Source organism: Wolbachia endosymbiont (group B) of Limnophora tigrina (assembly GCF_964263235.1).
Lineage (GTDB): Bacteria > Pseudomonadota > Alphaproteobacteria > Rickettsiales > Anaplasmataceae > Wolbachia.
Window position 1 is genome coordinate 1,006,626 of sequence record NZ_OZ181655.1, and the last position, 25,169, is coordinate 1,031,794.

Below are 25,169 nucleotides of genomic sequence, written 5' to 3' on the forward strand. Positions count from 1 at the left end.
GGAAAAAGCAGTAAGGAATTAGCAAGAGATGGGCTTCTAGCAGATATTCAAAAAAAGCATCCAAATGCAGATCCCTAAAATTCACGCTGAATTAAAAGCTTTAGGCAAAAATTAAAACAGTATAAAGTGTTATGCAAGAAAATGGCATTAAAGCCAAACTTAGACGAAGGTTCAAAAATAAAAAACAGCAAATAAGCAACCGAGTTGTGGCTCCGAACACATTGGATCAAAAATTCACCACTGATCAGCCAAATAAAGTTTGGGATTACTTATATAAAAACTAAGGAAGGTTGTTGGCAGCAATAATTGACCTATATTCACGTATGGTAGTTAATGAGTAGCTCAACAAATAAACAATTGGTTATTGACTCTTTATTGATGGCCGTTAATAAGCGCAAACCCGATAAAAATCTGCTGTTACATAGCGATCAAGGGCCACAGTATACCTCTCAAAATTACCAATTTCTATTGAATACAAAAAACATCATTTCCAGCATGAGCCATAAGGGATGTTGTTACGATAACTCTGTTGCAGAAAAGTTCACTCAAAAGGGAGCTGCTTATTGATACTTCTCGCTCAATAAACCAGAACTGCCATATTTGAATACATAGAAATCTTTTATAACAAACAACGTAGGCATTCTACTATTAATTATTGCATTCCTGCACAATTTATTCTCATGACAAAAACGTCTTAACTTTCTCTCTACTTTTTCTGGGTAGGGTCAAAGTCACCTAACCCACTATTGTATGACAGAAGGAACAGGGTAAGCCTGTATTTTCGCCTATATGGCAGGCAAACCGCAAGGAATGCTGATGGATGTGCAGGTAAAGGATAATGGAGAAAGCGAATGCCATTTTGTAACGAAATGGATAGAATTTGTAACATTAATTCGCGTGAAAACGAGCAGACTTCCATTTGGTCCTTCGTGACAAGAAACTTTGTTAACCACTTAAGGTAGGAAAGCAGATGATTACAAGTAAAACTGTAAGTGCACCTACCAACAACTCCGAAGTATGGAACCAGTTATCCTGGAAGAAATGCCAAAAAGTTGTTATGAGGCTACAAAGACGTATTGTTAAGGCTGTCCAACAAGGAAGATGGGGTAAGGTGAAAACTTTACAACATCTTCTCACACGCTCTTTTAGCGGCAAAGCCTTGGCTGTTAAGAGAGTAACTGAAAACCAAGGAAAAACCACAGCAGGTGTGGATGGTCAACTTGCAATGCTAAATTTCAAGGAATAAAGCTGTTAAAACAAAGAGGATATAAACCTTCTCCGCTCAAACGAATTTATATCAGTAAATCTAATGGCAAAAGAAGGCCTCTTGGTATACCCATGGTTAGAATTAACTGCACCTAAGTCCAGTCAGTATTCGGGATATGTTACTATTACTCATCCATTCCATCCATGGAAGGGACAAAGTTTTCAAATATTATCAACAAAAAACTTTAATAATCGTGATATATTTAGTTTGAGAACGTTGGCACGTGGTACAGTAGGTATTTCACGTGATTGGACAGACAAAGCAGATCCTAATCCTTATCAAATCCTTACTGATTTATCGCCTATTTTATCGTTTTCCCATCTTCAGCAGTTAGTTAAATTGGTTACCGACCTTGATCAAGCTAAAAATAGCAAGGAGGTTGATCAATGACTAACGCAAGAATGATTATAGGAAAGAAATTATGCCATCGGAAGGAAAAACCTCCGTAATGAAGCATATTCCTATGGAGAAGAAAATTCTGCATAGTTGGTTAAAGGCTGGTTTCCTAGAGTCAAAAACCTTGTATCCCACAACTGCTGGCACTTCGCAAGGAGGTATAATTTCTCCAATACTAGCTAACTTTACCTTAGATGGTCTTGAACAGTTATTAGAAAGTAGCTTTGGTAAATTAGGTAGCAAAAGAAGAGGAAAAATCAGAAGTGGAGTGAATGTAATCAGGTACGCAGACGACTGTGCGCCGTAGAAACACGTGAAGTGTTGAAGCTGTGCAATAGATGAGGGAGGGCCCCTCGGAGCCGGTTTGCAAGAGCAGGCTTCAAACAGCCATAAGCTGCTTTGGTAAAGAGCTGAGGTAGTGAGCGTTATGGAAAAGGTACAATTATGTGTCATGTGTGAAATAGAGAGACGAACGCAAGTGAACCACTGATGAAGTGTCGAAAGCGTAGAGACGACGTCAAAACCAGGGGGTAGTCGTTAATCTGGGATAAATCTACCGGGAGCTTGTTTACTGGGTAGGTGGCGTCCGGCATAAAAGTGGCGTGAATCTATTTTAGGCTATTGCATGGAACTACGGGAACCTGTCGTTTCGATGATAAGGAAGAAGTTCAAAGAGCAGATCTCTGAGGATGAGAGTACCGATGCGGAAAACAGGGGCGGATCAGTTTGTAGTAGTGAAGAAGTTTCTGTAATGGAAATGGAGCGAAGGGGCTGAGTTATTTAGTTTTAATTATTTTTGTGTAAAAGACAAGATTTAATGTGACAGACAAGAATTAACTGACAGAAGAATTGAGGTAGTCAAAACTAATATCAGGCTCTTGTTTAATGCTACTAATGTTTTTCTGAAAAGCAATATATTTACTATCAAAAAACGTTTGCATAGGTGTTTTGCCATAGCAATACTTACCCGAGTGAGGCCTTGTCTCATTATAAGAACGCAACCAATAATCAACATCAATCTGTAGAGGGAGTGTTAAATAAACTGTGTCAAACCGAAAAAAAAGTAATAAATTGATATAAAAAAATGGAGGTTTGACAATGAGTCAGAAAGTAGTAAACAGAACTACCGGTTTGGTAGATTATAAAGAATTAGAAACAAATATCCTGTCGTCTATACGAGAAGGAAGACCGTTGACAGGAAGAGATGGAGCATTAACACCGTTTATAAAAAAGTTGCTGGAGGTAAGCCTGGAAGGTGAAATAGAAAACCACTTGTCGGCTGAAAGCGAAGAGAATAATCGAAGAAATGGGAGGAATGCAAAGACTTTACGTACAAGCGCAGGGTCATTTGAGCTTTTGACGCCAAGAGATAGGGAAGGAAGTTTCGAACCACAAATAGTCAAAAAAAGGCAAACAAACTTACATCCAGAGCTTGAAACGAAGATTTTGAGCACATTTGCCAGTGGTATGGGCTATAGAGATATAGTGTCACATGTTGAGGAAATTTATGATCACAAAATATCGGCGGCAGAGATATCAAGTATTACTGACAAATTGCTACCAGTAATCAACGAATGGCGTAGTCGCCCGCTGCAGTCTGTATATCCGATAGTTTTCATGGATGGCATGTTTTTTAAAGTCAAAGAGGACGGGCATTGCGTAAGTAAATGCATGTATAACATATTAGGCATAGATCAAAATGGCAAAAAAGAAGTATTAGGTTTTTATTTGGCTGAAAGTGAAGGAGCTAACTTCTGGTTGGGAGTGCTAAATGACCTCAAAGAAAGAGGAGTAGAAGATATCCTTATTGCCTGCGTTGATGGGCTGAAAAGCTTTCCTGCAGCTATAAACAGTGTCTTTCCTAATGCGGAAGTGCAGATGTGTATAGTGCATCAGATACGCAACTCACTGAAGTATGTGGCCAGTAAAGATGCGAAGAGTTTTTTGAGCGATTTAAAGAAGGTATATCAAGCTTCAAGCAAGGAAATTACCGAGAATTATCTGTTGGAATTGGATGAAAAATGGGGCACAAAGTACCCTATGGTTATAAAATCTTGGCAGAATAATTGGGAAAACTTGTCTGGTTATTTTAAGTATTCTGGTCCAGTTAGGAGGATAATCTACACCACCAATCCCATAGAGGGGCTACATAGGCAAATTAGGAAATTCACTAAGACCAAAGGCTCATTTACCAGCATAAATGCCTTGTATAAGCAGGTATATTGTGCTATAAAGAAGGCAGAGGAAAAGTGGACGATGCCTGTACATGATTGGGCATTAACTATCTCTCAACTTGATGTTTTCTTTCCTGGCAGATTGAAAATTGAGTTGAACTAAAAATGCGGTTTGACACAGTTTATTTAACACTCCCTCTGTAGATCTTCCAAAGAATTGTAGATTTTCTTTCTAAAGATAATATTGTAACACTCATCTTGCATGGTTCTATGAAATCTTTCACATATGCCATTGGTTTGTGGAGAGTTGGCTTTGGTTCTAGAATGATCGATATTTTCGATTCCCAAATATAACTGATAAGCGTGATTTTCTGGCTTGCCACAATACTCTGTACCCCTATCAGTTAGAATGCGTAATAATGGAATTTTCTGCTCATCAAAAAATGGAATAACTCTATCGTTGAGGAGGTCTGCAGCTGTAATAGCTGTTCTGTCCGTGTAAAGTTTAACCATTGCAACTCTCGAATAAGTATCAACAAAAGTCTGCTGATAAATTAGCCCTATACCTTTGATATTGCCCACATAATAGGTATCTTGAGAACCCAAATAACCTGGATGTTGTGTCTCAATTTCACCATGAGCTTCCCTTTGTTCTTTAACTTTTTCTAAAGCTGTAAGTTGTTCTTCAGTTAAAATGATTCCTTCTTAAGCTACTTTTGTCTCTAGCGCTTTAAGTCTCTTTTTGAGAGTTTCAAGGTCATTTCTTAGCCATACAGACCTTACTCCTCCCTGAGAAATTATTATACCTCTTTTTCTCAGTTCATTTGCAGCTCTTTCTTGCCCATATGCTGGAAATTCTGTTGCTATACCAATCACTGCTCTTTCTATATCGTCGGAAACTCTGTTCGCTAATAGCGGTTTTTTCTTACTTATTTCATGTAATGCTTCCTCTCCTCCATTTTCATATAACTCCTTAAACCGATAAAATGTATCTCTTGAGTATCCCATCACTTTGCATGCTTGAGATACATTTCCTAGTTGTTTTGCTAGCTCTAATAACCCTAGCTTTGGTTTTAGTATTTTTGTTTGTATTGTACTCATTTCTAACACTCCTTTCTTTTATTATTTTATAACTTACTTATTTTAAGTGTCAGATCAAGTCCTATTTAATACACATGATCTTTGTAGCTGCTTGTTCACTGTTAGATCCTTTAGTAAGTCATTTTCTTGCCATTTGAATGTTTTATCGTTATTCTTTTTTTTGACAATCTCTTTCAAGATACCATTTTCCTCAGAGATTCTTAACACTACTCTCATAATTTCATTGTCTCTACGTGATATAGCATCTGTAAGTATTGTATGAGTTTCTTCCCGACCATCTGAATGTTTTGTGGTCATTTCTTCATTCAGAACTTCCTTTAATAGTTTTTGTTTTTTGGCTTCTTCCAAAAGATCTTTTATAGCTTGATTATTCTTATGACTTATAGCATAATGTAGTAGTGACAACGTCTCCTCTCTACCCTGATATTTGTAAGCTATTTTCGCTAAAAGAATCGTGCTTGCGTTATAGCTGGATTTTTTAAATATTCCATTTCTGAACCTTCCAGCAATACCTTTCCCTTCCTCTATTTCTCTTGCTAACTTTTGAATATTCTTTCTATCTTTATTTGTTAATTCATATATATCACATACTAATTCACCAGTCAGTTTTGACGTTTCCATAGTGCTTGTTCCTCCTATTATAGATTTATTGATTAGTGGTAGTAGTTGCAGTTACTCACCCCATAAATTTGGTGCTCTCTTTCGATCAAAGGTGTCTTGCTGCTTGAAACGTTTTCTTTGTAAAAATTTATCTTATCTTTTACATCTAAACAGCATTAACACGATTTGCCTTTTTTTGGATGTAGAAATTTTCTAGGGATTGTCTTCCTGAGCTCTATGGTATTTTGTTTAACATTGAAACAAGAGTCTGTTGTCGTTTAATCTGCACAGATTGAAGATAAATGAATACCTTCAGTGCTATGATAGGGGGGCTGGCGGAGTTTGTCAAGGAAGTTTTTCGTTTCTATTCCCAATAAAAGTTCGTCATATGGTTATGCAAGAAGTCTAATTGGTATAACCATGCATGAATGCTATTTTCGGCAAAATCTCTTACAATGCTTAAAAGCAGAAAAACAAAAACTTGATTTCCGCAGCTAAATAGTGGAACATCAAAAGCACGCATAAATATCTACAATGAAAGAAAAAACTTTCACGATCATCGATGGCTATGGTTTTCTTTTCAGAGCTTATTATGTCTTACCTCACTTAATTACCACAACAGGAATGCCAATAGGTGGTGTATATGGCTTTCTGAATATGGTTCTTAAGTACATTGCCCATTCGGACTACTTAACTATAGCACTTGATGCAGGGAAAAAGAATTTTAGGCACAATTTATATCCTGAATACAAAGCAAACAGAGTAACACCTCCTGAGGATCTAATTCCACAGTTCACCATACTGAGGGAAGCTGTAGAAGCTTTTAACCTCAGCTATGAAGAAATTGAAGGTTATGAAGCAGATGACATAATCGCAACACTAGCTGCAAAATACGCCAACCACCGAGACTTTAAGGTGGTAGTCGTTTCATCAGATAAAGATTTGTTTCAACTCTTGAATCACAATATTTTAATATTCGACCCCATGAAAAATGTGTATATAGATGAAAAACAAGTAGTAGAAAAATTTGGTGTAAATTCAAACAAGCTTCTTGATTTATTTTCTCTAACTGGTGATGCATCTGACAACATTCCAGGCGTTCCGGGAATAGGTCCGAAGACTGCAGCTAAATTACTAGATGAATTTGATTCATTGAATAATATTATAGAGAACATTGATAACATCAAGCAAACGAGAATTCGTAATATTCTTACCGAACATAAGGAAAAAGCACTAATTTCAAGAGAACTTTTATCACTATGCGAAAAAGTAGACCTTCAACATGATATTGCAAAATATGAAGTCCATTCTCCAAATATGGAGAAATTATTATCCTTTTTAAAGAAGTATGAATTCAATTCCTTAATAGGAAAAGTGGAAAAGCTTTTTTCCTATAATGGGTCTAGCACAAAAGAGAAAATAGAATATAGTAGTGAAGAGTTAGAGAAATTTTTAGAGCATTGTAGATATGAAGGCAAAATTGCAATTCATTACCACCTTGAAAACAATGTATTAAGTTTATCTTATAGCGAAAGTAATATTTTTTATATAGAGCAAGACAGCATACAAAATGCACTCATTACAATCAACTCAACTTTACTCTCAAATGGGGTGCTTAAAATAATACATAACATTAAAGAGATGAGGAAAATCTTCCCTGCAGTGGAGAAGATGCTAGATTCAGTTGATGATTTGATGATAATGTCGTATAGCTTGGATACAGGAAAGCATGATCACAGTATTCCAAACATAATTGCACATAATTTGAGTGAAAATGCAGAAATTTTCTCGGCAAAAACTTTAATAGCAATTCATGAAAAGCTAAAGCAGAGGTTATTTCAGGAAAAATTGTTCACAGTTTACGAGCGCTTCGATAAGCCACTTATGAAAGTAATATTTGATATGGAGAAAAATGGGATATTACTGGACATACAAAAATTACAGGAGCTGTCCGATAAATTTCAGCAGGTAATTGCCGTGCTTGAAGATGAGATATATAACTTAGCAGAGGAAAGATTTAATATTGCGTCACCAAAACAATTAAGTGATATTTTATTTAATAAAATGGGGCTAAGTAAAAAGAAAAAGTCAAAATCTGGATCGTATAGCACCAATTCTGAAGTTCTAGAGGCGCTCGAAGAAGAAGGAGTAGAAATCGCAAGTAAAATTCTAAATTGGCGACATTTAAGTAAATTAAAGGGTACCTACACTGATGCATTAATAAAGCAGGTTGATCCACTTAATGGTAGGATACACACAAGCTTTTCGACGACTGCAACTGCAACTGGAAGGTTGAGCTCCAGCAATCCTAATTTACAGAATATTCCTATTAGAAGCGAAGAGGGAAATCTCATCAGACAAGCGTTTATTGCGCCAAAGGGGCATAAGATAATTTCTGCTGACTATTCACAAATAGAATTGAGACTCCTGGCACATGTTGCAAACGTTGCAGCATTTAAAGAAGCTTTTGCAAATGGACAAGATATTCACGACATCACTGCAAGGCAAGTTTTTGGAGTGCAAGAAATAGATGAGCAATTAAGGCGCAAAGCAAAATCTATTAACTTTGGGATTATATATGGCATTAGCCCATTTGGTCTTGCAAAGCGGCTTGGAATTACCTTTCAAGAGGCTGCTGAATACATTAATTACTATTTTTCCTGTTACCCAGAAATAAAGGCCTATATGGAAAGAGCAGTTTCTATCGCAAGACTACACAGTTATGTAGAAACTTTGTTTGGCAGGAGATGCTTTGTAAGAGACATACATAATACAATTTCTTATGTAAGACAATTTGCGGAAAGGGCAGCAATAAATGCACCACTGCAAGGAACTGCTGCTGATATAATAAAACGTGCGACGATTCAGCTTTTTGATCAGTTAAAAGTAGGTAAAATAATCCTCCAAGTTCACGATGAACTACTGGTTGAAGTAGAAGACGAAAAGGTACAAGAAACAGCAAAACTTATGAAAGACGTAATGGAAAATGCAATAGAAATTTCTATACCACTTGAAGTGGAAGTAAAAATTGGCGACAACTGGGCTCTTAATTATGACTTAAACATGGCGGATTCTAAGAGTATAGATTATTTGAATTAATATGAAAAATATGCTACAATTAAAGTATAGTAAATGTGAGTAACTCAGTTATGACAAAAATATTAACTCCACAAACAAAGAATTTGGAACCTTCAAATCAGGTAACTAACAAAGATGAGAAAATTTTTGAAAAAGAGGAATATCAGGCAATCTATCGTGCTTTCCTAGATACTTTAAAAAATCCAGAAAATCTAGAAAAGCAAACGAAACAGGAAATAGAAAAGAAGAAACAGAGATTGAAAGAAGAACTTTCAGATAAAGAAAAACAAAAATTACATCGTGATCTGGAGTCATTAAACAAACAATTAAAGCGATTACAGAATGGAAATGAAAAGAAAATTTTTACTTTTATATCAAAGAACCATGAAAGTATATTCAATAATATTAATGAAGATATAAAACCACTAAGTGAAGAAAATTTTCTTCAGCTTTTACTTTCCGTATTTGAAAAAATTAGAGAAGAAAATTTAGCTAATGAAGAGAATTTAAAGAATGGTAAAATAGAAAAAGCAGTAGCTAAGTGTGTAGCTGATATACGGGGTACAGAAGCTAAAGATTCATTCATAAAGCTTCCCGGGTGGCTGTTTGGAATAAAGGTAGATCCTAAAAACTTTTTTAGCTCTTTTAAAGATGGGTTATTAGAGAAGGTGCCATTTTTCGGTAAAGATAAGAAAGAAGAGGATGAACCACCACTTACTGATGAAGAGATGGTAAAAACGTTCTTATGTAAGGTTTTTCTTCCTGTCCTTTTTTCCATTGCTTCAATATCAATTTTTGGTCCTACTACACTTGCGGTAGTTGCTGCTGCTATTGGTGCAATATTTGCTATAAAAGGGGGAGTAGGAGTTCTTTTTTCAAATGATAAAAAAGGTACTTTGTATAATCCTCATTCACAAGATGAAAAGGAAAGAAAAGAATGGGGTAAGGAAATTAGTGATGGTATTAGTAAAATTTTAGAAACTCAAGTTAAGGAAGTTGGAGAGAATAATCAACCTGCTGTAACAGCTGAGGAGCGACTTACTCAAAAGCGTGAGCAGTCTACTGTGCTTGAACAAGTTGCTGTTGATCAGCTAAACACAGGGCAGCAAAGATAAGACAACAGGAGTATGATCAGACGGATTTTCTAGCTTACGCAATCTATCATCTATGTAGCATATTTCCAATTTATCTACAGCTTGTGGTGATAACAGCATATAATCTATTCGCATTCCTTGATTATTTCTGAGTGAATTGCCTTGATAATGCCACCAAGTGAATTGTTGCAAATTTGGGTGAGATATTCTAAACGCATCTTTAAACCCAAGATTCAAGATCGCTCTTAACTTCTCACGTTCTTTTATATGAAAGCACACTTGGCCATGCAATAAATTTGAATCAAAAACATCAATTTCATCTGGTGCAACATTATAATCGCCAGCTATAATAGTTAACTCTTCATTCTTCAACAAATTGCTCATCCTTTCATATAGGTTATCAAAAAACTTGAGTTTATATTCAAATGCGTGAGAGTCCGGGCTTTGACCATTTGGGACATATACGCTTCCTACTCTTACCTTCTGATTATTGTGCTTTATTACGCACTCTATATAACGTGCTTCTTGATAACCCTCTACAATATCAATTTTTAATTCTTCCAGTATCGGATATTTAGATAAAACACAAACGCCATTTCTTGCAACTTGTCCATAAACAGCACATTTATACCCTAGCTTTTCTATCTCTGCATAAGGAAATTGTTCTTCCGTGCATTTTATCTCTTGCAGCAAAATTATATCTATCTGACTGTCAACTATAAAACTACAAAGTTGGTTAACTCTTTTACGTATGGAGTTTACATTCCAAGTTGCAATCTTTAGCATCAACAATCCTTATTAATTATATCAATTAAACTCTCCCCAGTAGGCAACCTCGATGTTATAATTTTTTTCCATTTGATTAACCTTAAACTATCAGCAATGTTTTTACTCATGGTATATGCAACTGTATTATTCATCACATGAGATAGCCCACTTTTTAGAACTAATGAACAAAATACCCTTGCTGTCTGTGAGGAAAAAAAAGCAACACTATCAATTTTACCATCCAACAGTAAATTTTCACACCTATTAGTTAGACTCCTTTTTATAATTGTTTTATAGAGTACAACTTCTCTTACATTAAAATCTTCTTCAGATAATCTCTTTTTTAGGTCACATGATACTTCTTGTCCCCTTATATACAAGAACTTTATTGTGTTTGAATAATGAGCTTTTATGAATGATATCAGACCATCAACGTTGCTATCTGCTGAGATTATATCAGAAAATCCCAAATTTTTTGCAGCCTGCATGGTTGAATTACCAACCGTAATAATCGGAAAGTCATCTACTTTGCATATTTGACTAAAAGCCTTTACACTGTTTTTACTTGTAGATATCACAACGTCAAATTCGTACGCAGATATATCAGGATTTAAGTACTTTATTGTGAATACTGGTTCTATACAAACTTTGTATCCATACTTTCTCAATATATTTCTTGTATTAAACGAATCCAATAAAGGCCTCGTTAATAAAATAGACTTCATTCTGATTTATTTCACTACTAGTAAAATAGTACCCTTTATACACAAATTACTGAATAAAAATTTTTATTTTGATGGCTTGAGCAACTATTCGAGTAATTGATGTTGAAATAAGGATACTCAGTCCCCTATTTACCACTAAGCTTTAAATTCACTTATACTTTTTTAATGCTAATTACATTGAACTCTGTTGAATCATTCCATTCACCTGGAGTTATATTGAATACTAATTCTCTCTCATCTAAAGATAAAGTTCCATTATCTATCTTATAGTTATTTGTATAACACTTTTTGATTCTGCTATCTTCTATCCTCTCTTCTATTTGTAAAGATTTTGGATTAAGCATTATATCTTTATGTACGTTTCCATCGGAACATATATATGTATATAAGTTTTTGAATACCAAATTCTCATATTCATCACGTTCTACTACATATGCACTACGATCTATAAGATCTGGATTATCCTTATTATATTCAGATATTACATAATGAGCGTTATCCTCAAAAAAATCTGGGTGACTGTTTAAAAAATCCATACACTAACCTCTTTTATTATTAAACTATTAATATTATAGCTAATATTCCTATACAAGTCAAATAAGTTAACTTGTTGACACTTGAACTGCTTTTACAGTTCGAGAGAGGGTATCAGTAGGTTTTTCTGCCTGTGGTTTGCTGATTAAAGTCCGAGTGATATTAGTTGCCATAATAGCACAACCTAAAACAAAAAAAGGTGTAGAAACAAAATAGATAACAGAAGACTCAAAAAGCGACATAGATGCAATACCTCCTATTAGAAATGAAACGCTGGATACTATATCAAGATAGATCTTCGTTAATTTTTCTTGTCCAGGAGAGTTTTCTACACCAAGCTGCTTATTAAGCTCGCATTTTCGAAAGTGATCAGTAAGTGACCATAAATTTAAGCCAAGTGAAATTGCACTTAGTGTGATACTAAGAGCGGCAGAATGTACACTTAGCCCAGAAATATTAAAGACTAATGTTGCTATATATCCAATAAGAAGGGCAGTAGATAGCGCAGTAAATAAGAGTTTCGAGTAAGTTCGTACCTTCTTTCTGTAGGCTAACTTATCTTTTTCACCATACATAGTATAAATATTACCTAATACGTTATATTATAGCATTAATTAATTCAACAAGCAATATGGAAGCTAAGAGTGCCCGAGAGAAGACTTGAACTTCCACAACTTAAAAAGTTACTAGCACCTGAAGCTAGCGCGTCTACCAATTCCGCCACCCGGGCTTTTTATAGTTTACTATGTTAAAGTTAAATAATATACTTAAACAATTTTTAGTTCAAAGGTAATGCCAAATCTAGATCAAATATTTTTCGCTCAAAACAATGTTAATATTAATAACGTATATAAAATAGTCAATAACGCTTTGAGCAATAGCAATGGTGGTGAGCTGTTTCTAGAATTTTGCCAGTCGGAGTCCCTGATTTTCGATGATAACATATTGGAACACATGGACTTGAATACCAGAAGGGGGTTTGGTTTAAGATCCTTTTGTGAGGATAGTACGTCTTTTGTTTGCTCTTCTGAAATTAGCGAAAAAGAAATTAGTAATGCTGCTTCCATAGTAAGAAGTTCTGTATCTTTAAACAAAACGAATTCAATAAGCTTAAACAAAGAGACAAAAAACTTATACTCGAAAATTAACCCCATAAATGAAATGGATCTGAATTCAAAGATTAAATTGCTCAATGAGGTTAATGAGTATGTAAGGTCCAAAAATAACTGCGTGAAGCAAGTAAAAATAACTCTAAGTGGAGAATGGCAAGTCGTACAAATAATAAAGGGTGATCACAGATTAAGCGATATCAGGCCTCTGGTACGTTTTAATGTGCTAGTCATTGTAGAAAAGGATGGCCGTACCGAGAGAGGCTCCGCAGGACACGGTGGAAGAGATTCTTATAGTAAGTTTATTTCTGAGAAAAAGTGGAAAGAAGTTGCAAACCAGGCTTTGGAACAAGCACTGGTAAATCTTGAAGCAATTCCAACTCCAGCCGGAGAAATGACAGTCGTTTTAGGTCCAGGTTGGCCAGGAATATTGTTACACGAAGCGGTGGGTCATGGGCTTGAGGGCGACTTCAATCGCAAAAAAGTCTCAGCATTTTCAAATTCTATTGGTAAACAAGTAGCAGCTAGTGGCATCACAGTAGTTGATTATGGAACTCTGCCTAATTTGCGTGGTTCTATTAGCATAGATGATGAAGGTACTCCACCCAGTTATAATGTGTTGATAGAGGATGGAATTCTCAAAGGCTACATGCAGGATCATATGAATGCTAAACTCATGGGTGTGAATCCAACTGGTAATGGTAGAAGAGAAAGTTATAAAGAAGTTACTATGCCGCGCATGACAAACACCTATATGCTGCCTGGAAAACATACACCGGAGGAAATAATATCTAGCGTAAAGAAAGGTCTATATGCAGTGAATTTCAGTGGTGGGCAAGTTGATATAACGTCAGGAAAATTTGTTTTTTCATCTTCAGAAGCTTACTTAATAGAAAATGGTAAAATTACACAGCCAGTCAAAGGAGCAACACTAATTGGTGATGGGCCAACAGTGCTAAAAAAAGTATCCATGGTTGGCAACGACTTAAAGTTGGACCCCGGTGTTGGCACATGCTCAAAAGATGGACAAAATGTGCCCGTTGGAGTTGGTCAACCAACACTCAAAGTCGACGCAATAACTGTTGGTGGAACTGAGATATAGATAAGGGCTAAAACGGGTTCCAGCGCATGACGAACAATTGTACAAACATTGTAGCCGTTATTCAAGTAGCCCGCAGAAGTGAAAAAACTTACTTGACACATTTTGCCAGCCCCCTTATCATGAAACTGAAGGTATTCAGTTATCTTCATCTGTGCAGATTAAACAGCAAGAAAACAACGTAGTTGGCGTCTTATTTTTAATTTTTTGCACTATGTGCACCTTATGTCTCCACAATATTTCTAGGTTTTTACCTATATAAGCTGAAACACGCTTATAAGTCGTTTAAGACAGTATAGTACGCCAATTTGCAGGATTAGGGAGTGAATACTAATTACCACGGGGTTTCTTTTGCCTTTTTTTTTGTTTAGTAAATTTCTTAAACATTTATAGCTTAAGTTAGTTGCACTTAAAAGCAGCTAAATTGCAGTGTTTAAGACTTAAAGAACGCCGATACTGAAAATAGACAATGACCAGGGCTTCTTTTGCCTTTTTTTTCATTTGGTAAATTTCTTAAATATTTATGGCTAACATGAACTGGAATGATACTATTATAGAGTGAAATGAGATCCCAGTGTCACGCACTGGGATGACAAAAAAAGGAGCACTGGGGTGACAGGAGAAGGGGCTACTCGGATGACAAGAAAGAGGCTTGTATCTTGTAAAAAGCATCTAATGTTTTAAGCTTAAGCATTAGATGGAGAAGGGAAGCACTCTGTCATAGGGCTTAAGCTGTCAAGTAGATAAGAGCTCCCTTCTCAAAGGTATAGGCTGGACGGTATCGTAGAAAGACCTAAATGGTTCTAATTCTGTATCCGCAAGAATAGCCTTACTTTTCATTTTTAATGGTAACGTATAACAACTTTCTGGGAATAGATGTATCAAAAGATCGCTTTGATGTTTTTCTCTCATTTATAAGTAAAAAAGGAAAACGTGAAACTAGGAAAAGAAGCTTTAAGAACGATGGTTTCAAGGTCTGCAGAGCTTTCTACAAAAACATAACGTAGAGCAAGTGAAAGCTTGTATGTGGTTGTTATAGTGAAGCTCTGGCTGAATTTCTACACAATGCTGGACATTTTGTAAGTGTTGTAAATCCTTATTGCATAAAATCTTATGCAAGAAGTAAGCTTGTACGACAAAAGAATGATCAGACCGATGCGGAAATTATTGCTGCCAAAGACAGTCGTTGCTTCTCCTGAGTTAAAAAAATTAAAACATCTTTATCGTTGCTCGGCTGCGTTAAAAGATGAATTGACATTACACTTAGAAAAAAAAGAGAGACTGCCTAAAGAAGTTACAAATGCTTGTTGCAATGAATATAGCTCAAAAAATAGAAACAATAAAAAACGTGAACTATTAAAGCAACACAAAGAGTTATTGGAAAATTTTCAACTTCTATTAACTATTTCAGGCATAGGAGAGAATAGCTATCTTAGCTCTGACATAAAAGCTTTTCAGGCAATTGGCAGCATATGCTACCACGAAATATAACGCTCTGTATATGCCAAGCCCAGATTAAGTAACACGAACACTACGTAAGGCAATGTATTTTCCTGCTATAGTAGCTAAAAATCACAATCCTATTATTATGACTTTTTGTGAAAGGTTAAAAGAGAAAGGCAAGCATAATATGGCCATTGTGGGAGCTGCGATGCGTAAGTTACTCCATATTGTTTTTGGTGTTCTAAGTTCAAAGAAGGCTTTTATCATATCAAAAACTACAGGGCAAAGCTGTTGGAGGAAGGTTTACTTAGCTGATTGTTAAAAAAAATACTTTCAATCTTATATGAAATATTGCCTTATTTTGTAATTTTCTTGTTGACTAACGAGACGGTATACTTTCAATCTTGCATGATAGGAGAATTGGATTTAAGCTACTCAGATGACCCATGCAAACTGCAACCCTAAATGTTGAAGCACTGTCGTACACTAAGCGCTGTAATGACAATTTTGGTTGCTTCATACAATACTATAAAGTTATTTCCCCATCGGTCAGTTAATGCTCACATATCATCAAAGTTAGCTATTCTCCATAGCGAAGTCTCTGGCTAGAAATAACGAGCCACAGATTAGTATGGTTTTGACGTTTTGGATAGAGGCTTTTAATATGTGATTTGATATTGCATCGCCAATTGATTCACATTCAACTGCTTTTATCCCTATGTTATTGGCTTTTTCCCTAATCAAATTTGTACTTGTTGCTTGAGGCTCAGATTTAACACAAACCGCACATAATAATTTGATATATGGTTTTAAGTATTCCAAGAATTCTTCCACATTTCTGTTATGAGTAACACCAAAAATTATATAGATACCTTCAGCAAAATTACCTTTTACCCACTCAACTAATACTCTGGCACCGTCATTATTGTGCGCACCATCTAAAAATAATTGCCAATCTTTTGGCAGTAGGGAAATTAAATTACCCTCTTTTATAGACTCTAGCCGAGCAGGCCAATAAGTGCACTTTAAACCTGAAGTGATATCCTCTTCTCCAATGTCAAATTCATACTTTCCACTTAAAATACTACATGCTGCAATAGCATTGCCTGCATTAATCACCTGATGATCACCCTTTAAAGATGGTAAAGGAAATTCTATTGATTGAATAGCCGATTGAAAGACCATCTTGTTATCTTGTTTTTTGCAATTCCATTCAAGGCCTCCTCTATACAGAGGAGATTTCTTATTTATTGCATGGAATTCTAGCATACTCATCACAGACTTTTCTTGTGGTGCTACTACACAAGGAACATTAGGTTTCATTATTCCAGCCTTTTCACCTGCTATGATCTCCACAGTAGGGCCAAGATATTCTGTATGATCAAGTGCAATGGAAGTAATGATTGTTAAAATCGGATTATCTATAACATTTGTTGCATCAAGCCTTCCACCTATACCCACTTCAACTAAAGTTATATCGGCTTTATGACGAGAAAAAGCTAAAAAAGCTGCAATAGTTGCAGCTTCAAACAGAGTGATAGGTTGTTCTGCAATTACGGCACGGCATTCTTCTAATAAGCTATATAATTCATTATCGTCGATATAACTGCCTGCAATAACTATTCTTTCATTAAAATTCACCAAATGTGGAGAAGTGTATGCATGGACCTTATACCCTGCTGCTTGCATTATATATCTTATAAATGCTAGTGTTGAGCCTTTCCCATTAGTTCCAGCTATATGAATTATTGGTGGCATTTTTTTCTCAGGATTGCCCAATTTATTTAGAAAGCTTTTTATGCGATCAAGAGAAAAATCCTTTGGTCTACTACCAAGCGGTTTAGGCCAATGAGGCATATATATCATAGATTGTTATTGCATTTTAATTCATCTATAACGCTCGCTATACCATGCGTATCAATCTTCTCACTAAATTGAGAACGTTGATTAATAGCAATACTTATCCCATTCATTACAACATCACTGATCAGGAAAGAACTGTTATTTTCAGTAACCTTAAAATCAATATTTGTAAATTCTTCATCACCGTAAGAAAATCTCGTACTAATTAAGCAAGTTTCATCTTCAACTGCTCTTGAGCTCATTATAATCATTTCACTATCATTCATGTATTTAGATAAAATTTTAACGCACAAACGCGTAAGATATACTTCATACTCTCTTAAGAAGTCCTCTTTTTCCTTCTGGGTAGTCAAAGTCCAATACTTTCCCATGACAAATCGAGATATTTCTTTGAGGTTAATATTATTTTGAATAACCTCACGAAGCTTTTTATATAAATACTCCTGATTTTTTTTTTCCTTTATACATATGTAATCCACTTTTTGCTTCATAGCATGCATAAAAATTTTGTGATCTGTACAATTAGTGTAAGCACTTGAAGAAATTACAATAAAAACAATAATGATTAAAACTTTAGTAATATTCATAAGATATATTTATTAACTATGATACTTAGAATGCAAAGTTTAATAAAGATTAAATAATAATCGCTGACTTTTAATATACCTATAGACATGCCTTGTGTAAATCATCTATAATTCAAGTAAGGGTCTGTGCTATGCGTTATGAGTTAAGTTAAATTTCCCGAGCGATAATTTCTAGTCAAGGGAATTGCCTCTGTTGATTTCATTGAAATTGATACGCGATGCCCACCTTAACTTTAAGTCTCAGGAATCTACTAAGGCTAACGGTAGATACGGACCCCGTTTCAGTTAGTTTAAATTTATGCTCCATCAATACAAAGAACAGGATACTTTCCTCTGTTCGCCTAATGAAATATTTCAGGTTGTAATTGATGTTGAAAGATATCCTGATTTTGTTCCTTGGTGCAAAGCCGTTTATATAAAAGAAAAAATTGACAACCAAATGGTTGTGGATCTTCTCGCAGCTTTTCATGGAATTAAAGGAAAGTACACATCAGAAGTAACCTTTCTTTCTCCAAGTGGAACAAATGAAGGTTGGATAAAAGCTGTATCATCAAATGGAATATTTAAACATCTATACAATGAATGGCAATTCATTCCCATAGATGAAAATAAAACTATGGTAAAGTTTTATATAGAGTTTAAGTTTAAGTCCAACTCATTTTCCACTTTATTAAACTCAGTATATAAATATACACAGAGTAAAATAATTGCTGCATTTAAAGATAGGGCTGAAAGCCTTGCTAAACAAAAGTTATCTTGACATTATTAATATAAATATGTAATTTTTTTAGTAAGTTAAGTGTTTGTATTGTAATGATTTTCAGACTATTGTTTTTACTAATTCTTATGAGTGTTAATTCTTATGCAGCTGTTAAATCCAGTAACCAACATATTCAAAAAGAAACTAATGAAATAACATCAAAGGAGTTACTATCACTATTACCTGATGATAAATTATTAGGAAATCCAAAAGCACCAATTCTAATGATAGAATATGCTTCATTAACTTGCTATCACTGCTCTCTTTTTCATAAGAATGTTTTTCCTAAAATTAAAGAGAAATATATAGACACAGGTAAGATGTTATATATATTTCGTCATTTTCCTTTGGATTACAGAGGGCTAAAGGCTGCAATGCTAAGTCATTGCTACGAAAAACAAGAAGACTACTTTAATTTTAACAAAGCTGTTTTTAACTCAATAGATTCGTGGAATTACTGCAATTTAAGAGATTTGACTTTACTACAAAGAATTGCTGCACTAAGCAACTTAAAGCAAGATGCATTTAACCAATGCATTAATGATAAGAAAATTATGGATAAAATTGTAAATGATAAATCACTGGCAATCAATAAACTTGATGTCAAAGCCACTCCAATATTTTTCATCAAGCTTAACGATGGTAAGTCATATATAGAGCATAATAAAGTTAAACATGAAGGGTATAAAGAGCTGAAATATTTCACTGATGTGATAGATGAATTATATGGAAAAGCTATAGTGAAGTAATACCACTGTAGCTTACCATATAAAAGACTCTATGCTGAGTCATTGTTTTTCACTACTGTTTGTTGTTTTTTACGCTCAAACTCTCTTTTTTTACTGTGCCAAGTGTAGTAATACATAGCGATTTTATTCTCTATTAATACTATTGTCCCATCATAAAACTGAACCATATCCATAACTTTTCTCTGAGCTTCATTAAAACGTTCTTTATACTTTTCACGATAAGCTGGATTATGTAGTAACATAACCCCTTCATTCTTGTTAGATTTTTTGTTTAACGTTTCAACTTCACTAGCAATAGTATAAGACATATAACCCCCTCTAATTGATTATAAAAATTATATTTTAAAAAGAGAAATGCGCATAAACAATCCCTTTAATTCTAGTATAATAATCGATTGTTTATTATACTAGTTAACCATAGTACGATATATAATAATTTTTGTCACTTAAAATTTTATACTATGAAATAATAACTTAAAATAAATGTTTTTATTATTTTAAACTATATTATTATATTTATAAACTGTGTATGAATTAAGCCTCCCTAATTTATAATATAAAACGTAATGCGTAATAATTTTAGTATAAAATTATCATATATAAGAAATCTATTTGCAAAAGAATATAAAAAAATAGAAGAATATTGTATTCTTGAAAAAAAGCAACATATTCAGATTGGCCCTGAAGAAGGAAAGCTATTAAGTTTATTTATAAAAATCCATAAAATCAAAAGTATTGTTGAGATTGGCACGTTATACGGTTATTCGTCGATTTGTATGGCAAAAGCTCTACTGAAAGACGGTCATATATATACAATAGAAAATAATCCTCAACACTCAAGAATAGCAAAAAAAAATTTTAGTGCTTTTAATCTAAGTGATAAAATTACTCTAATAGAAGGTGATGCACTGGAAAAAATTAATGAATTATCAGCAAAGGCACCATTTGACATGATATTCATCGATGCTGACAAAAGTAGTTATCCTAAGTATTTAGATTGGGCAGAGTCATACATTAAACAAGATGGGTTAATCGTTGCAGATAACACTCTATTATTTAATACAGTATTTTTAGAATCGCCTCCAAAAGAAGTATCAGAAAAATCATGGCATGCTATGAGGGAGTTTAATAATAGATTATCAGATGAAAAGAAATATTTCTCTATATTGATTCCAACTGATGAAGGAATGACTGTAGCTTTAAAGCTAACATAAGTTAAAAATCAAGGTCAGCATAATGTTTAGGAGGGGTTAAACCGGAAACTCTCTCTAATAATATCTCACGAAAACAAGGCTTTGATTTAACAATGGAGTACCATTCTTTTAAAATTTTACTTTTTTCCCATGGAAAACTACTTACATAATCCATTACGGAAATATGCGATGCTAAAGCAATATCAGCCAAAGTGAACTTATCAGTTGCAAGCCAAACGTTCTTGTTAATTAAGTGTTCGATGTATTCCATATGGCAAGGCAGGTTATGCTGAGCTGCATGAAGAAATCTAGAGTCAGGGCTGTGGTTAGTAATTACTTTTTCATTCATAATATACTTAGTAACTTCATTGTAAAATTTGTTGTCGAACCAATTGATTAGAGCGCGTATTTTAGACTTAATAATAGTGGATGAACCAAGTAATTTGACGTCGCTATTGTAAGTCTCTTCTATATATTCACAAATGGCATTACTATCCGCTATTACAAAGTTATTATCTATTAATACTGGTACTTGCCCAGTTGGATTGATCTCCATAAATTCATTCCGTTTTTCCCACGGATTTTCATACACTAGATCGCAGCCTAATTTTTTTTCTTTTAGAAAAGTTCTAACTTTTCGTGAAAATGGACAAAGAGGAAAATGATATAAAATCATAATATTCCTCTTTTGTTATCCCAGTACCTATAGGTTGTTATTCCAGTGTGTGATACTGAAATCCACATCTTTTTTCTCTGGATCCAAGTTGGGATGACAAGAGAAGAGTATTTTAGGTAACAGTTGTTTACTCCAAAGTAATGTTGCAAGAGATCTAACATATAAATTATTAAGGTTAATATAGGATATACCTTGCTAAATAAAAAAAAAAGTATAATATTTTATAAGGTATGCAGGCAAAAACTCTGTAATTTGGTCAGATCAGAAATGAAGCAGCCATATCAGAACCTTTTTGGGTTGCATACCTATTTCATTATTTGTTTTATCTGAGGCTATGAATATAGCATTAAAACATCGTCCTAGTAGCTTTAAAGATCTAGTAGGTCAAGATATATTAGTGCGTGTATTAGAAAATGCTTTTATTTTAAACAAAATCCCACAGTCTATACTACTCTCTGGTAGTAGTGGAGTTGGTAAAACCACCACTGCAAGGATAATAGCTTTATGTTTGAATTGTTCCCTGGGACCAATTTTTGAACCTTGCGGATCATGTGAAAATTGTCTAGCAATAAAAAATTCAAGCCATCCAGATGTTATTGAAATCGATGCAGCAAGTCACACTAGCATTGACGATATTAAAGTAATCCTGGGAGATATTTGCTATTCACCTATAAGCTCTAAATTCAAAGTCTACATTATAGATGAAGTACACATGCTATCTAGCAGTGCATTTAACGCATTACTTAAAACCCTAGAAGAGCCACCATCTAGTGTAAAATTCATTTTAGCAACTACAGAAATAAAAAAGATACCAATAACTATTATTGCACGTTGTCAAAGATTTGATTTACACAACATTCCTGTAGCTAAAATAGTAGAACGTTTAAATGATGTTGCACAAAAAGAGAGTTATTCCATTGAAAAGGGAGCATTAGAGTTAATTGCACGACATTCTGGAAATTCAATGCGTAACGCCTTATTTTTGATGAATCAAGCAGTGCTATATAGCAAAGATGGTGCAATATCCACTAAAAATGTAACAGACATACTTGGCCTAGTGGATAAAGATATTATATTCGATCTATTAGGGGCAATATTAGAAGGTGATTTACAGAAAGCTCTATCAGTGTTTGACAAGGCGATAAAAACAGCAACCCCACTTAGTATTTTTGAAGGTCTATTGCAAACAATTCAGTTAGTATGCCGTTTTTTGATTACAAAAGAAATTGATAATGCAGTTACAGAGTATGAAAAGAATAGGATAGAAGATTTAAGTATAAAGAGATCTTTAATATTTTTTTCAAGATTGTGGAAGGTGTTGCTTAAAGGTATTCAAGATATAAAAGCTTCAACATGCAACGATGTTGCTGCTGAAATGATGTTAATTAGCCTCTGTTATCTTTCTGATCTGCCTTCTCCGGAACAAGTGGTCAAAAAAATTCTTTCGCAGAATGCACAGCAAAGGAATACGCATAATGTAGGAAATGAACAGCAACAAAATTATGATTTTGACAAGGTTTTGCAACTATTAAGGCGGAGTAACCAAATTTATCTTTACAAACAACTGTGTAATAATCTACAATTAATAGATTGTAAACCTGGATATTTAAAATTAAAAGCTGTATCTAAGTTGGATAGTAATTTTTGCAATGATTTAAAAAATTACTTAAACCAGGTGACTCAGCAGGAGTGGGTTATTACAGTTGATACGGGTTATATAAACAGGGAAGTGAGTAATTTAAATTATGCACCTGCAGTTAAGGATGTACTTGATACATTTAAAGGTGCAAAAGTAGTTAATATAGAAAATAAGGAGTAAGTTGTGGATTTCAGTCAAATAATGAAGCAAGCGCAAGAGATGCAAAAAAAGCTTGCAGAAGCTCAAGGGAAATATATTGGAAAAGAGTTTCAAGGTATTTCTGGTGGTGGCAAAGTTTCTGTATTAGTGGAAGTCATAAAAATAGGTAGCTATAAAGCTAAAAAGGTGAACATAGACTTAGAGCTTATGAGAAATGAAGAAAAAGATATAGTAGAGGATTTAGTGACAGCAGCGTTTAATGATGCCATTAAAAAAGTAGAAGAAGATATGGCAAATGCAACTCCTGATCTTGCAGGTATGATGGGTTTACCGCCTGGGTTTAAACTTCCTTTTTGAATTTACTACTGAAGTTTCTTTGAGTGTAAGTATTTCTTTTTTAATATTTCTCGCTAGTACTTCTTCATATAATGCACCTATAGCTAGCACAGCCCTACGTCATACCGCCGCGGTATCTCAGCCGCTAACAAGAGATCCCGCTAACACGTAGCGGGATGACGGTTGTCGTTTAGCTATAAACATTAAGAAATTCACCAAATGAAAAAAAGGCAAAAGAAGCCCTAGTCACTGTTTATTGTCAGTATTGGCGTTTTTTAAGTCTTAAACACTGCAATTTAGCTGCTTTTAAACGGCAACTAACCTTAGCTTTAATATTTAAGAAATTTACTAGGCAGAAGAAAAAGGCATAGAAAACCCTTGGTAGCTAGTTATTACACTCTCTATTTTAAAATTTGACGTTGGGTGATGTCTTGAACGCTTTATAAGCGCGTTTCAGCTTATGTAGGTAAAAACCTAGAAATTTTATAAAGACATAAGGTGCACATAGTACAAAAAATTAAACAATAGTACGCCAAATACAAGTTTTCTTGTCATTTTAATCTGCTGCAGAGATTGCGAAGTTAAATAAAATAGCTTCAGTTTCATGATAAGGGGGCTGGCGAAACTTGTCAAGGAAGTTTTTCGTTTCTATTCCCAATGTTATATGGTTATGCAAGAAGTCTATTAATAAAATCTTTGTATTCTCCTAAAAGTTAGTTAAAGTATAGAATATTTTGTGTTATTAAGTTAGCACTTGACTTAACTTTAGTTGTTACTTAGACTGCTAAAGTGGAATTTTAATTTTTTTACGAGGACAATTATGCATTATAAAAAGTTTTTTTCAGCAGCCGCTTTAGCAACGTTGCTAAGTTTATCAAACTCTGCTTTTTCAGATCCTGTTGGTCCAATAAGTGATGAAGAAACTAGCTACTACGTTCGTTTGCAATACAACGGTGAAATTTTACCTCTTTTCACAAAAGTTGATGGTGTTACAGGTCTTAAAAAGAAGGCTGCAGATACAACTGACACTACTGATCTGTACACAGCTTCTTTTATGGCTGGTGGTGGTGCATTTGGTTACAAAATGGATGATATCAGAGTTGATGTTGAAGGGATTTATTCAAAGCTAAATAAAGATACTACGTTAACTGGAGCTTCTAATCCAGAAGGAGGAATTGCAAACAACTTAACAGCAATTTCAGGGCTAGTTAACGTTTATTATGATATAGCAATTGAAGGTATGCCTATCACTCCATATATTGGTGTTGGTGTTGGTGCAGCATATGTAAGCAATCCTTTAGCAACAAAAGTTACTGATGATAAAGCCTCTGGATTTGGTGTTGCTTATCAAGCAAAAGCTGGTGTTAGCTATGATGTAACTCCAGAAATCAAGCTTTATGCTGGTGCTCGTTATTTCGGCTCTTATGGTGCTAACTTTGGTAAGGCAGCTAAAGACGATGCCGGAATCAAAGTTCTTTACAGCACTGTTGGTGCAGAAGCTGGAGTAGCGTTTAATTTCTAGTCTATCTCAGTCTTGTTATCCCAGTGGGTTTTTTCTTGTCATCCAAGTAGCATGACACTGGGATCTAGAAAAAAGAAATGTGGATTCCAGTGTCAAGGCACTGGAATAACATCGTTTTATTTGAACTATAACGTTTATCGTTACACGCTGGCAGGATGGCAATGTTATGCTGATGTTGGGTCTTATCGTCTTTAAGATCCCAATTAGATGGAAAATTTGTACTTTTTCCAAATTAAAGCTTGAATTTTTCCCCGAAAATCAATATATTATATATATGAAGTTTTAATTTAAGTTGTT

General features: G+C 34.5%; 27 protein-coding genes, 1 tRNA gene, 2 other RNA genes and 3 pseudogenes. 21 read left to right on the forward strand and 12 right to left on the reverse strand.

Annotation, left to right across the window (positions count from 1 at the left end; genetic code table 11):
• Nucleotides 1–333: 333 nt before the first annotated feature.
• The 7 genes from ACE38O_RS04965 to ACE38O_RS04995 all read left to right on the forward strand — a co-directional run bounded on the left by ACE38O_RS04965 (nt 334) and on the right by ACE38O_RS04995 (nt 2,438).
• Entirely contained in the window at nt 334–567 is a 234-nt protein-coding gene (locus tag ACE38O_RS04965; protein WP_374698462.1) for a DDE-type integrase/transposase/recombinase, read from the forward strand.
• A gap of 47 nt (nt 568–614) precedes the next feature.
• A complete protein-coding gene (locus tag ACE38O_RS04970) occupies nt 615–698 on the forward strand; it encodes a hypothetical protein (RefSeq protein WP_374699090.1) in 84 nt (27 codons plus the stop codon).
• Between the two features lie 91 nt (nt 699–789).
• The gene (locus ACE38O_RS04975) at nt 790–933 is read left to right on the forward strand and encodes a hypothetical protein (protein WP_374698303.1); all 144 of its coding nucleotides are present in this window, start codon (nt 790–792) and stop codon (nt 931–933) included.
• Nucleotides 934–970: 37 nt separating this feature from the next.
• Nucleotides 971–1,246, forward strand: coding sequence for a reverse transcriptase N-terminal domain-containing protein (locus ACE38O_RS04980; RefSeq protein ID WP_374698302.1), 276 nt, complete (start codon nt 971–973; stop codon nt 1,244–1,246).
• A gap of 63 nt (nt 1,247–1,309) precedes the next feature.
• On the forward strand, nt 1,310–1,657 hold the full coding sequence (locus ACE38O_RS04985; protein ID WP_374698301.1) for a DUF5372 family protein: 348 nt from the start codon (nt 1,310–1,312) through the stop codon (nt 1,655–1,657).
• Nucleotides 1,658–1,688: 31 nt separating this feature from the next.
• A complete protein-coding gene (locus ACE38O_RS04990; RefSeq protein ID WP_374698463.1) occupies nt 1,689–1,970 on the forward strand; it encodes a reverse transcriptase domain-containing protein in 282 nt (93 codons plus the stop codon).
• A 345-nt stretch (nt 1,971–2,315) separates the two neighbouring features.
• On the forward strand, nt 2,316–2,438 hold the full coding sequence (locus ACE38O_RS04995; protein WP_374698464.1) for a hypothetical protein: 123 nt from the start codon (nt 2,316–2,318) through the stop codon (nt 2,436–2,438).
• A gap of 58 nt (nt 2,439–2,496) precedes the next feature.
• Here the strand turns inward: ACE38O_RS04995 and ACE38O_RS05000 are convergent.
• Nucleotides 2,497–2,688 (reverse strand): annotated as a pseudogene (locus ACE38O_RS05000) (IS481 family transposase); the annotation flags it as partial.
• A gap of 73 nt (nt 2,689–2,761) precedes the next feature.
• On the opposite strand from ACE38O_RS05000, the gene ACE38O_RS05005 reads away from it, so the two are divergent.
• Entirely contained in the window at nt 2,762–4,000 is a 1,239-nt protein-coding gene (locus tag ACE38O_RS05005) for an IS256-like element ISWpi15 family transposase (RefSeq protein WP_374698228.1), read from the forward strand.
• A 29-nt stretch (nt 4,001–4,029) separates the two neighbouring features.
• Here the strand turns inward: ACE38O_RS05005 and ACE38O_RS05010 are convergent.
• Both ACE38O_RS05010 and ACE38O_RS05015 read right to left on the reverse strand, forming a co-directional pair.
• Nucleotides 4,030–4,938 (reverse strand): annotated as a pseudogene (locus ACE38O_RS05010) (IS481 family transposase); the annotation flags it as partial.
• 54 nt (nt 4,939–4,992) lie between these two features.
• On the reverse strand, nt 4,993–5,559 hold the full coding sequence (locus ACE38O_RS05015; RefSeq protein WP_374698465.1) for a hypothetical protein: 567 nt from the start codon (nt 5,557–5,559) through the stop codon (nt 4,993–4,995).
• A 513-nt stretch (nt 5,560–6,072) separates the two neighbouring features.
• On the opposite strand from ACE38O_RS05015, the gene polA reads away from it, so the two are divergent.
• Nucleotides 6,073–8,637, forward strand: coding sequence for a DNA polymerase I (gene polA / locus ACE38O_RS05020; RefSeq protein WP_374698466.1), 2,565 nt, complete (start codon nt 6,073–6,075; stop codon nt 8,635–8,637).
• A 35-nt stretch (nt 8,638–8,672) separates the two neighbouring features.
• Nucleotides 8,673–9,731 carry a hypothetical protein gene (locus tag ACE38O_RS05025; RefSeq protein WP_374698467.1) on the forward strand — a complete coding sequence of 353 codons (1,059 nt, stop codon included), beginning with the start codon at nt 8,673–8,675 and terminating at the stop codon, nt 9,729–9,731.
• Here ACE38O_RS05025 and ACE38O_RS05030 read toward each other — a convergent pair.
• The 5 genes from ACE38O_RS05030 to ACE38O_RS05050 all read right to left on the reverse strand — a co-directional run bounded on the left by ACE38O_RS05030 (nt 9,708) and on the right by ACE38O_RS05050 (nt 12,467).
• Nucleotides 9,708–10,496, reverse strand: a complete 789-nt coding sequence (locus ACE38O_RS05030; protein WP_374698468.1) for an exodeoxyribonuclease III — start codon at nt 10,494–10,496, stop codon at nt 9,708–9,710. The two genes, ACE38O_RS05025 and ACE38O_RS05030, sit on opposite strands and share 24 nt — an antisense overlap.
• On the reverse strand, nt 10,496–11,203 hold the full coding sequence (locus ACE38O_RS05035) for a uroporphyrinogen-III synthase (RefSeq protein ID WP_374698469.1): 708 nt from the start codon (nt 11,201–11,203) through the stop codon (nt 10,496–10,498). The genes ACE38O_RS05030 and ACE38O_RS05035 overlap by 1 nt, the downstream gene beginning before the upstream one ends.
• 152 nt (nt 11,204–11,355) lie before the next feature.
• On the reverse strand, nt 11,356–11,739 hold the full coding sequence (locus tag ACE38O_RS05040; RefSeq protein ID WP_341812116.1) for a hypothetical protein: 384 nt from the start codon (nt 11,737–11,739) through the stop codon (nt 11,356–11,358).
• A 66-nt stretch (nt 11,740–11,805) separates the two neighbouring features.
• Nucleotides 11,806–12,312 (reverse strand): hypothetical protein, encoded by a 507-nt coding sequence (locus ACE38O_RS05045; protein ID WP_374698470.1) that lies wholly within the window; start codon nt 12,310–12,312, stop codon nt 11,806–11,808.
• Nucleotides 12,313–12,382: 70 nt separating this feature from the next.
• Nucleotides 12,383–12,467 (reverse strand) — tRNA-Leu (locus ACE38O_RS05050).
• 62 nt (nt 12,468–12,529) lie between these two features.
• Here ACE38O_RS05050 and tldD point away from each other — a divergent pair.
• Together tldD and ACE38O_RS05060 are read left to right on the forward strand one after the other, a co-directional pair.
• A complete protein-coding gene (gene tldD, locus ACE38O_RS05055; protein WP_374698471.1) occupies nt 12,530–13,948 on the forward strand; it encodes a metalloprotease TldD in 1,419 nt (472 codons plus the stop codon).
• Nucleotides 13,949–14,790: 842 nt separating this feature from the next.
• Nucleotides 14,791–15,703: pseudogene (locus ACE38O_RS05060) on the forward strand (IS110 family transposase).
• 261 nt (nt 15,704–15,964) lie between these two features.
• On the opposite strand, the gene ACE38O_RS05065 reads toward ACE38O_RS05060, so the two are convergent.
• Together ACE38O_RS05065 and ACE38O_RS05070 are read right to left on the reverse strand one after the other, a co-directional pair.
• A complete protein-coding gene (locus ACE38O_RS05065) occupies nt 15,965–17,254 on the reverse strand; it encodes a bifunctional folylpolyglutamate synthase/dihydrofolate synthase (protein ID WP_374698472.1) in 1,290 nt (429 codons plus the stop codon).
• Nucleotides 17,251–17,838, reverse strand: coding sequence for a phospholipid-binding protein MlaC (locus tag ACE38O_RS05070; RefSeq protein WP_374698473.1), 588 nt, complete (start codon nt 17,836–17,838; stop codon nt 17,251–17,253). Before ACE38O_RS05070 ends, ACE38O_RS05065 begins: the two co-directional genes overlap by 4 nt.
• Before the next feature lie 118 nt (nt 17,839–17,956).
• Here ACE38O_RS05070 and ssrS point away from each other — a divergent pair.
• From ssrS to ACE38O_RS05085, 3 genes are all read left to right on the forward strand, one after another.
• A non-coding RNA gene (ssrS, locus tag ACE38O_RS05075) (6S RNA) lies at nt 17,957–18,118 on the forward strand.
• A gap of 18 nt (nt 18,119–18,136) precedes the next feature.
• Nucleotides 18,137–18,598: a type II toxin-antitoxin system RatA family toxin gene (locus tag ACE38O_RS05080; protein WP_374698474.1), complete on the forward strand. Its 462-nt coding sequence runs from the start codon at nt 18,137–18,139 to the stop codon at nt 18,596–18,598.
• A 53-nt stretch (nt 18,599–18,651) separates the two neighbouring features.
• Complete coding sequence (locus ACE38O_RS05085; protein ID WP_374698475.1) at nt 18,652–19,347, forward strand: DsbA family protein; 696 nt, start codon at nt 18,652–18,654, stop codon at nt 19,345–19,347.
• 29 nt (nt 19,348–19,376) lie between these two features.
• Here ACE38O_RS05085 and ACE38O_RS05090 read toward each other — a convergent pair whose 3' ends face one another.
• Nucleotides 19,377–19,655 carry a DUF2671 domain-containing protein gene (locus ACE38O_RS05090; RefSeq protein ID WP_253309235.1) on the reverse strand — a complete coding sequence of 93 codons (279 nt, stop codon included), beginning with the start codon at nt 19,653–19,655 and terminating at the stop codon, nt 19,377–19,379.
• Between the two features lie 258 nt (nt 19,656–19,913).
• Here ACE38O_RS05090 and ACE38O_RS05095 point away from each other — a divergent pair, with 258 nt between their 5' ends.
• On the forward strand, nt 19,914–20,561 hold the full coding sequence (locus tag ACE38O_RS05095) for an O-methyltransferase (protein ID WP_253309236.1): 648 nt from the start codon (nt 19,914–19,916) through the stop codon (nt 20,559–20,561).
• A 1-nt stretch (nt 20,562) separates the two neighbouring features.
• Here ACE38O_RS05095 and ACE38O_RS05100 read toward each other — a convergent pair whose 3' ends face one another.
• Nucleotides 20,563–21,216: a glutathione S-transferase family protein gene (locus ACE38O_RS05100; RefSeq protein WP_374698476.1), complete on the reverse strand. Its 654-nt coding sequence runs from the start codon at nt 21,214–21,216 to the stop codon at nt 20,563–20,565.
• 223 nt (nt 21,217–21,439) lie between these two features.
• Here ACE38O_RS05100 and ffs point away from each other — a divergent pair.
• From ffs to ACE38O_RS05125, 5 genes are all read left to right on the forward strand, one after another.
• Nucleotides 21,440–21,529: signal recognition particle sRNA small type (ffs, locus tag ACE38O_RS05105), an RNA gene on the forward strand.
• Between the two features lie 21 nt (nt 21,530–21,550).
• Nucleotides 21,551–23,035: a DNA polymerase III subunit gamma/tau gene (gene dnaX / locus ACE38O_RS05110; RefSeq protein WP_374698477.1), complete on the forward strand. Its 1,485-nt coding sequence runs from the start codon at nt 21,551–21,553 to the stop codon at nt 23,033–23,035.
• Between the two features lie 21 nt (nt 23,036–23,056).
• Nucleotides 23,057–23,371 carry a YbaB/EbfC family nucleoid-associated protein gene (locus tag ACE38O_RS05115; protein WP_374699091.1) on the forward strand — a complete coding sequence of 105 codons (315 nt, stop codon included), beginning with the start codon at nt 23,057–23,059 and terminating at the stop codon, nt 23,369–23,371.
• A 799-nt stretch (nt 23,372–24,170) separates the two neighbouring features.
• Entirely contained in the window at nt 24,171–24,872 is a 702-nt protein-coding gene (locus ACE38O_RS05120) for a P44/Msp2 family outer membrane protein (RefSeq protein ID WP_374698478.1), read from the forward strand.
• A gap of 51 nt (nt 24,873–24,923) precedes the next feature.
• On the forward strand, nt 24,924–25,067 hold the full coding sequence (locus ACE38O_RS05125) for a hypothetical protein (protein WP_374698479.1): 144 nt from the start codon (nt 24,924–24,926) through the stop codon (nt 25,065–25,067).
• Nucleotides 25,068–25,169 lie beyond the last annotated feature (102 nt).

Excerpts from the sequence above, each read along its gene's own strand:
- ACE38O_RS04965 (WP_374698462.1), top strand. The coding sequence starts at position 334 with ATGAGTAGCTCAACAAATAAACAATTGGTTATTGACTCTTTATTGATG.
- ACE38O_RS04975 (WP_374698303.1), top strand. The coding sequence starts at position 790 with ATGGCAGGCAAACCGCAAGGAATGCTGATGGATGTGCAGGTAAAGGAT.
- ACE38O_RS04980 (WP_374698302.1), top strand. The coding sequence starts at position 971 with ATGATTACAAGTAAAACTGTAAGTGCACCTACCAACAACTCCGAAGTA.
- ACE38O_RS04985 (WP_374698301.1), top strand. The coding sequence starts at position 1,310 with ATGGCAAAAGAAGGCCTCTTGGTATACCCATGGTTAGAATTAACTGCA.
- ACE38O_RS04990 (WP_374698463.1), top strand. The coding sequence starts at position 1,689 with ATGCCATCGGAAGGAAAAACCTCCGTAATGAAGCATATTCCTATGGAG.
- ACE38O_RS04995 (WP_374698464.1), top strand. The coding sequence starts at position 2,316 with ATGATAAGGAAGAAGTTCAAAGAGCAGATCTCTGAGGATGAGAGTACC.
- ACE38O_RS05005 (WP_374698228.1), top strand. The coding sequence starts at position 2,762 with ATGAGTCAGAAAGTAGTAAACAGAACTACCGGTTTGGTAGATTATAAA.
- ACE38O_RS05015 (WP_374698465.1), bottom strand. The coding sequence starts at position 5,559 with ATGGAAACGTCAAAACTGACTGGTGAATTAGTATGTGATATATATGAA.
- polA (WP_374698466.1), top strand. The coding sequence starts at position 6,073 with ATGAAAGAAAAAACTTTCACGATCATCGATGGCTATGGTTTTCTTTTC.
- ACE38O_RS05030 (WP_374698468.1), bottom strand. The coding sequence starts at position 10,496 with ATGCTAAAGATTGCAACTTGGAATGTAAACTCCATACGTAAAAGAGTT.
- ACE38O_RS05035 (WP_374698469.1), bottom strand. The coding sequence starts at position 11,203 with ATGAAGTCTATTTTATTAACGAGGCCTTTATTGGATTCGTTTAATACA.
- ACE38O_RS05040 (WP_341812116.1), bottom strand. The coding sequence starts at position 11,739 with ATGGATTTTTTAAACAGTCACCCAGATTTTTTTGAGGATAACGCTCAT.
- ACE38O_RS05045 (WP_374698470.1), bottom strand. The coding sequence starts at position 12,312 with ATGTATGGTGAAAAAGATAAGTTAGCCTACAGAAAGAAGGTACGAACT.
- tldD (WP_374698471.1), top strand. The coding sequence starts at position 12,530 with ATGCCAAATCTAGATCAAATATTTTTCGCTCAAAACAATGTTAATATT.
- ACE38O_RS05065 (WP_374698472.1), bottom strand. The coding sequence starts at position 17,254 with ATGATATATATGCCTCATTGGCCTAAACCGCTTGGTAGTAGACCAAAG.
- ACE38O_RS05070 (WP_374698473.1), bottom strand. The coding sequence starts at position 17,838 with ATGAATATTACTAAAGTTTTAATCATTATTGTTTTTATTGTAATTTCT.
- ACE38O_RS05080 (WP_374698474.1), top strand. The coding sequence starts at position 18,137 with ATGCTCCATCAATACAAAGAACAGGATACTTTCCTCTGTTCGCCTAAT.
- ACE38O_RS05085 (WP_374698475.1), top strand. The coding sequence starts at position 18,652 with ATGATTTTCAGACTATTGTTTTTACTAATTCTTATGAGTGTTAATTCT.
- ACE38O_RS05090 (WP_253309235.1), bottom strand. The coding sequence starts at position 19,655 with ATGTCTTATACTATTGCTAGTGAAGTTGAAACGTTAAACAAAAAATCT.
- ACE38O_RS05095 (WP_253309236.1), top strand. The coding sequence starts at position 19,914 with ATGCGTAATAATTTTAGTATAAAATTATCATATATAAGAAATCTATTT.
- ACE38O_RS05100 (WP_374698476.1), bottom strand. The coding sequence starts at position 21,216 with ATGATTTTATATCATTTTCCTCTTTGTCCATTTTCACGAAAAGTTAGA.
- dnaX (WP_374698477.1), top strand. The coding sequence starts at position 21,551 with ATGAATATAGCATTAAAACATCGTCCTAGTAGCTTTAAAGATCTAGTA.
- ACE38O_RS05115 (WP_374699091.1), top strand. The coding sequence starts at position 23,057 with ATGAAGCAAGCGCAAGAGATGCAAAAAAAGCTTGCAGAAGCTCAAGGG.
- ACE38O_RS05120 (WP_374698478.1), top strand. The coding sequence starts at position 24,171 with ATGCATTATAAAAAGTTTTTTTCAGCAGCCGCTTTAGCAACGTTGCTA.
- ACE38O_RS05125 (WP_374698479.1), top strand. The coding sequence starts at position 24,924 with ATGACACTGGGATCTAGAAAAAAGAAATGTGGATTCCAGTGTCAAGGC.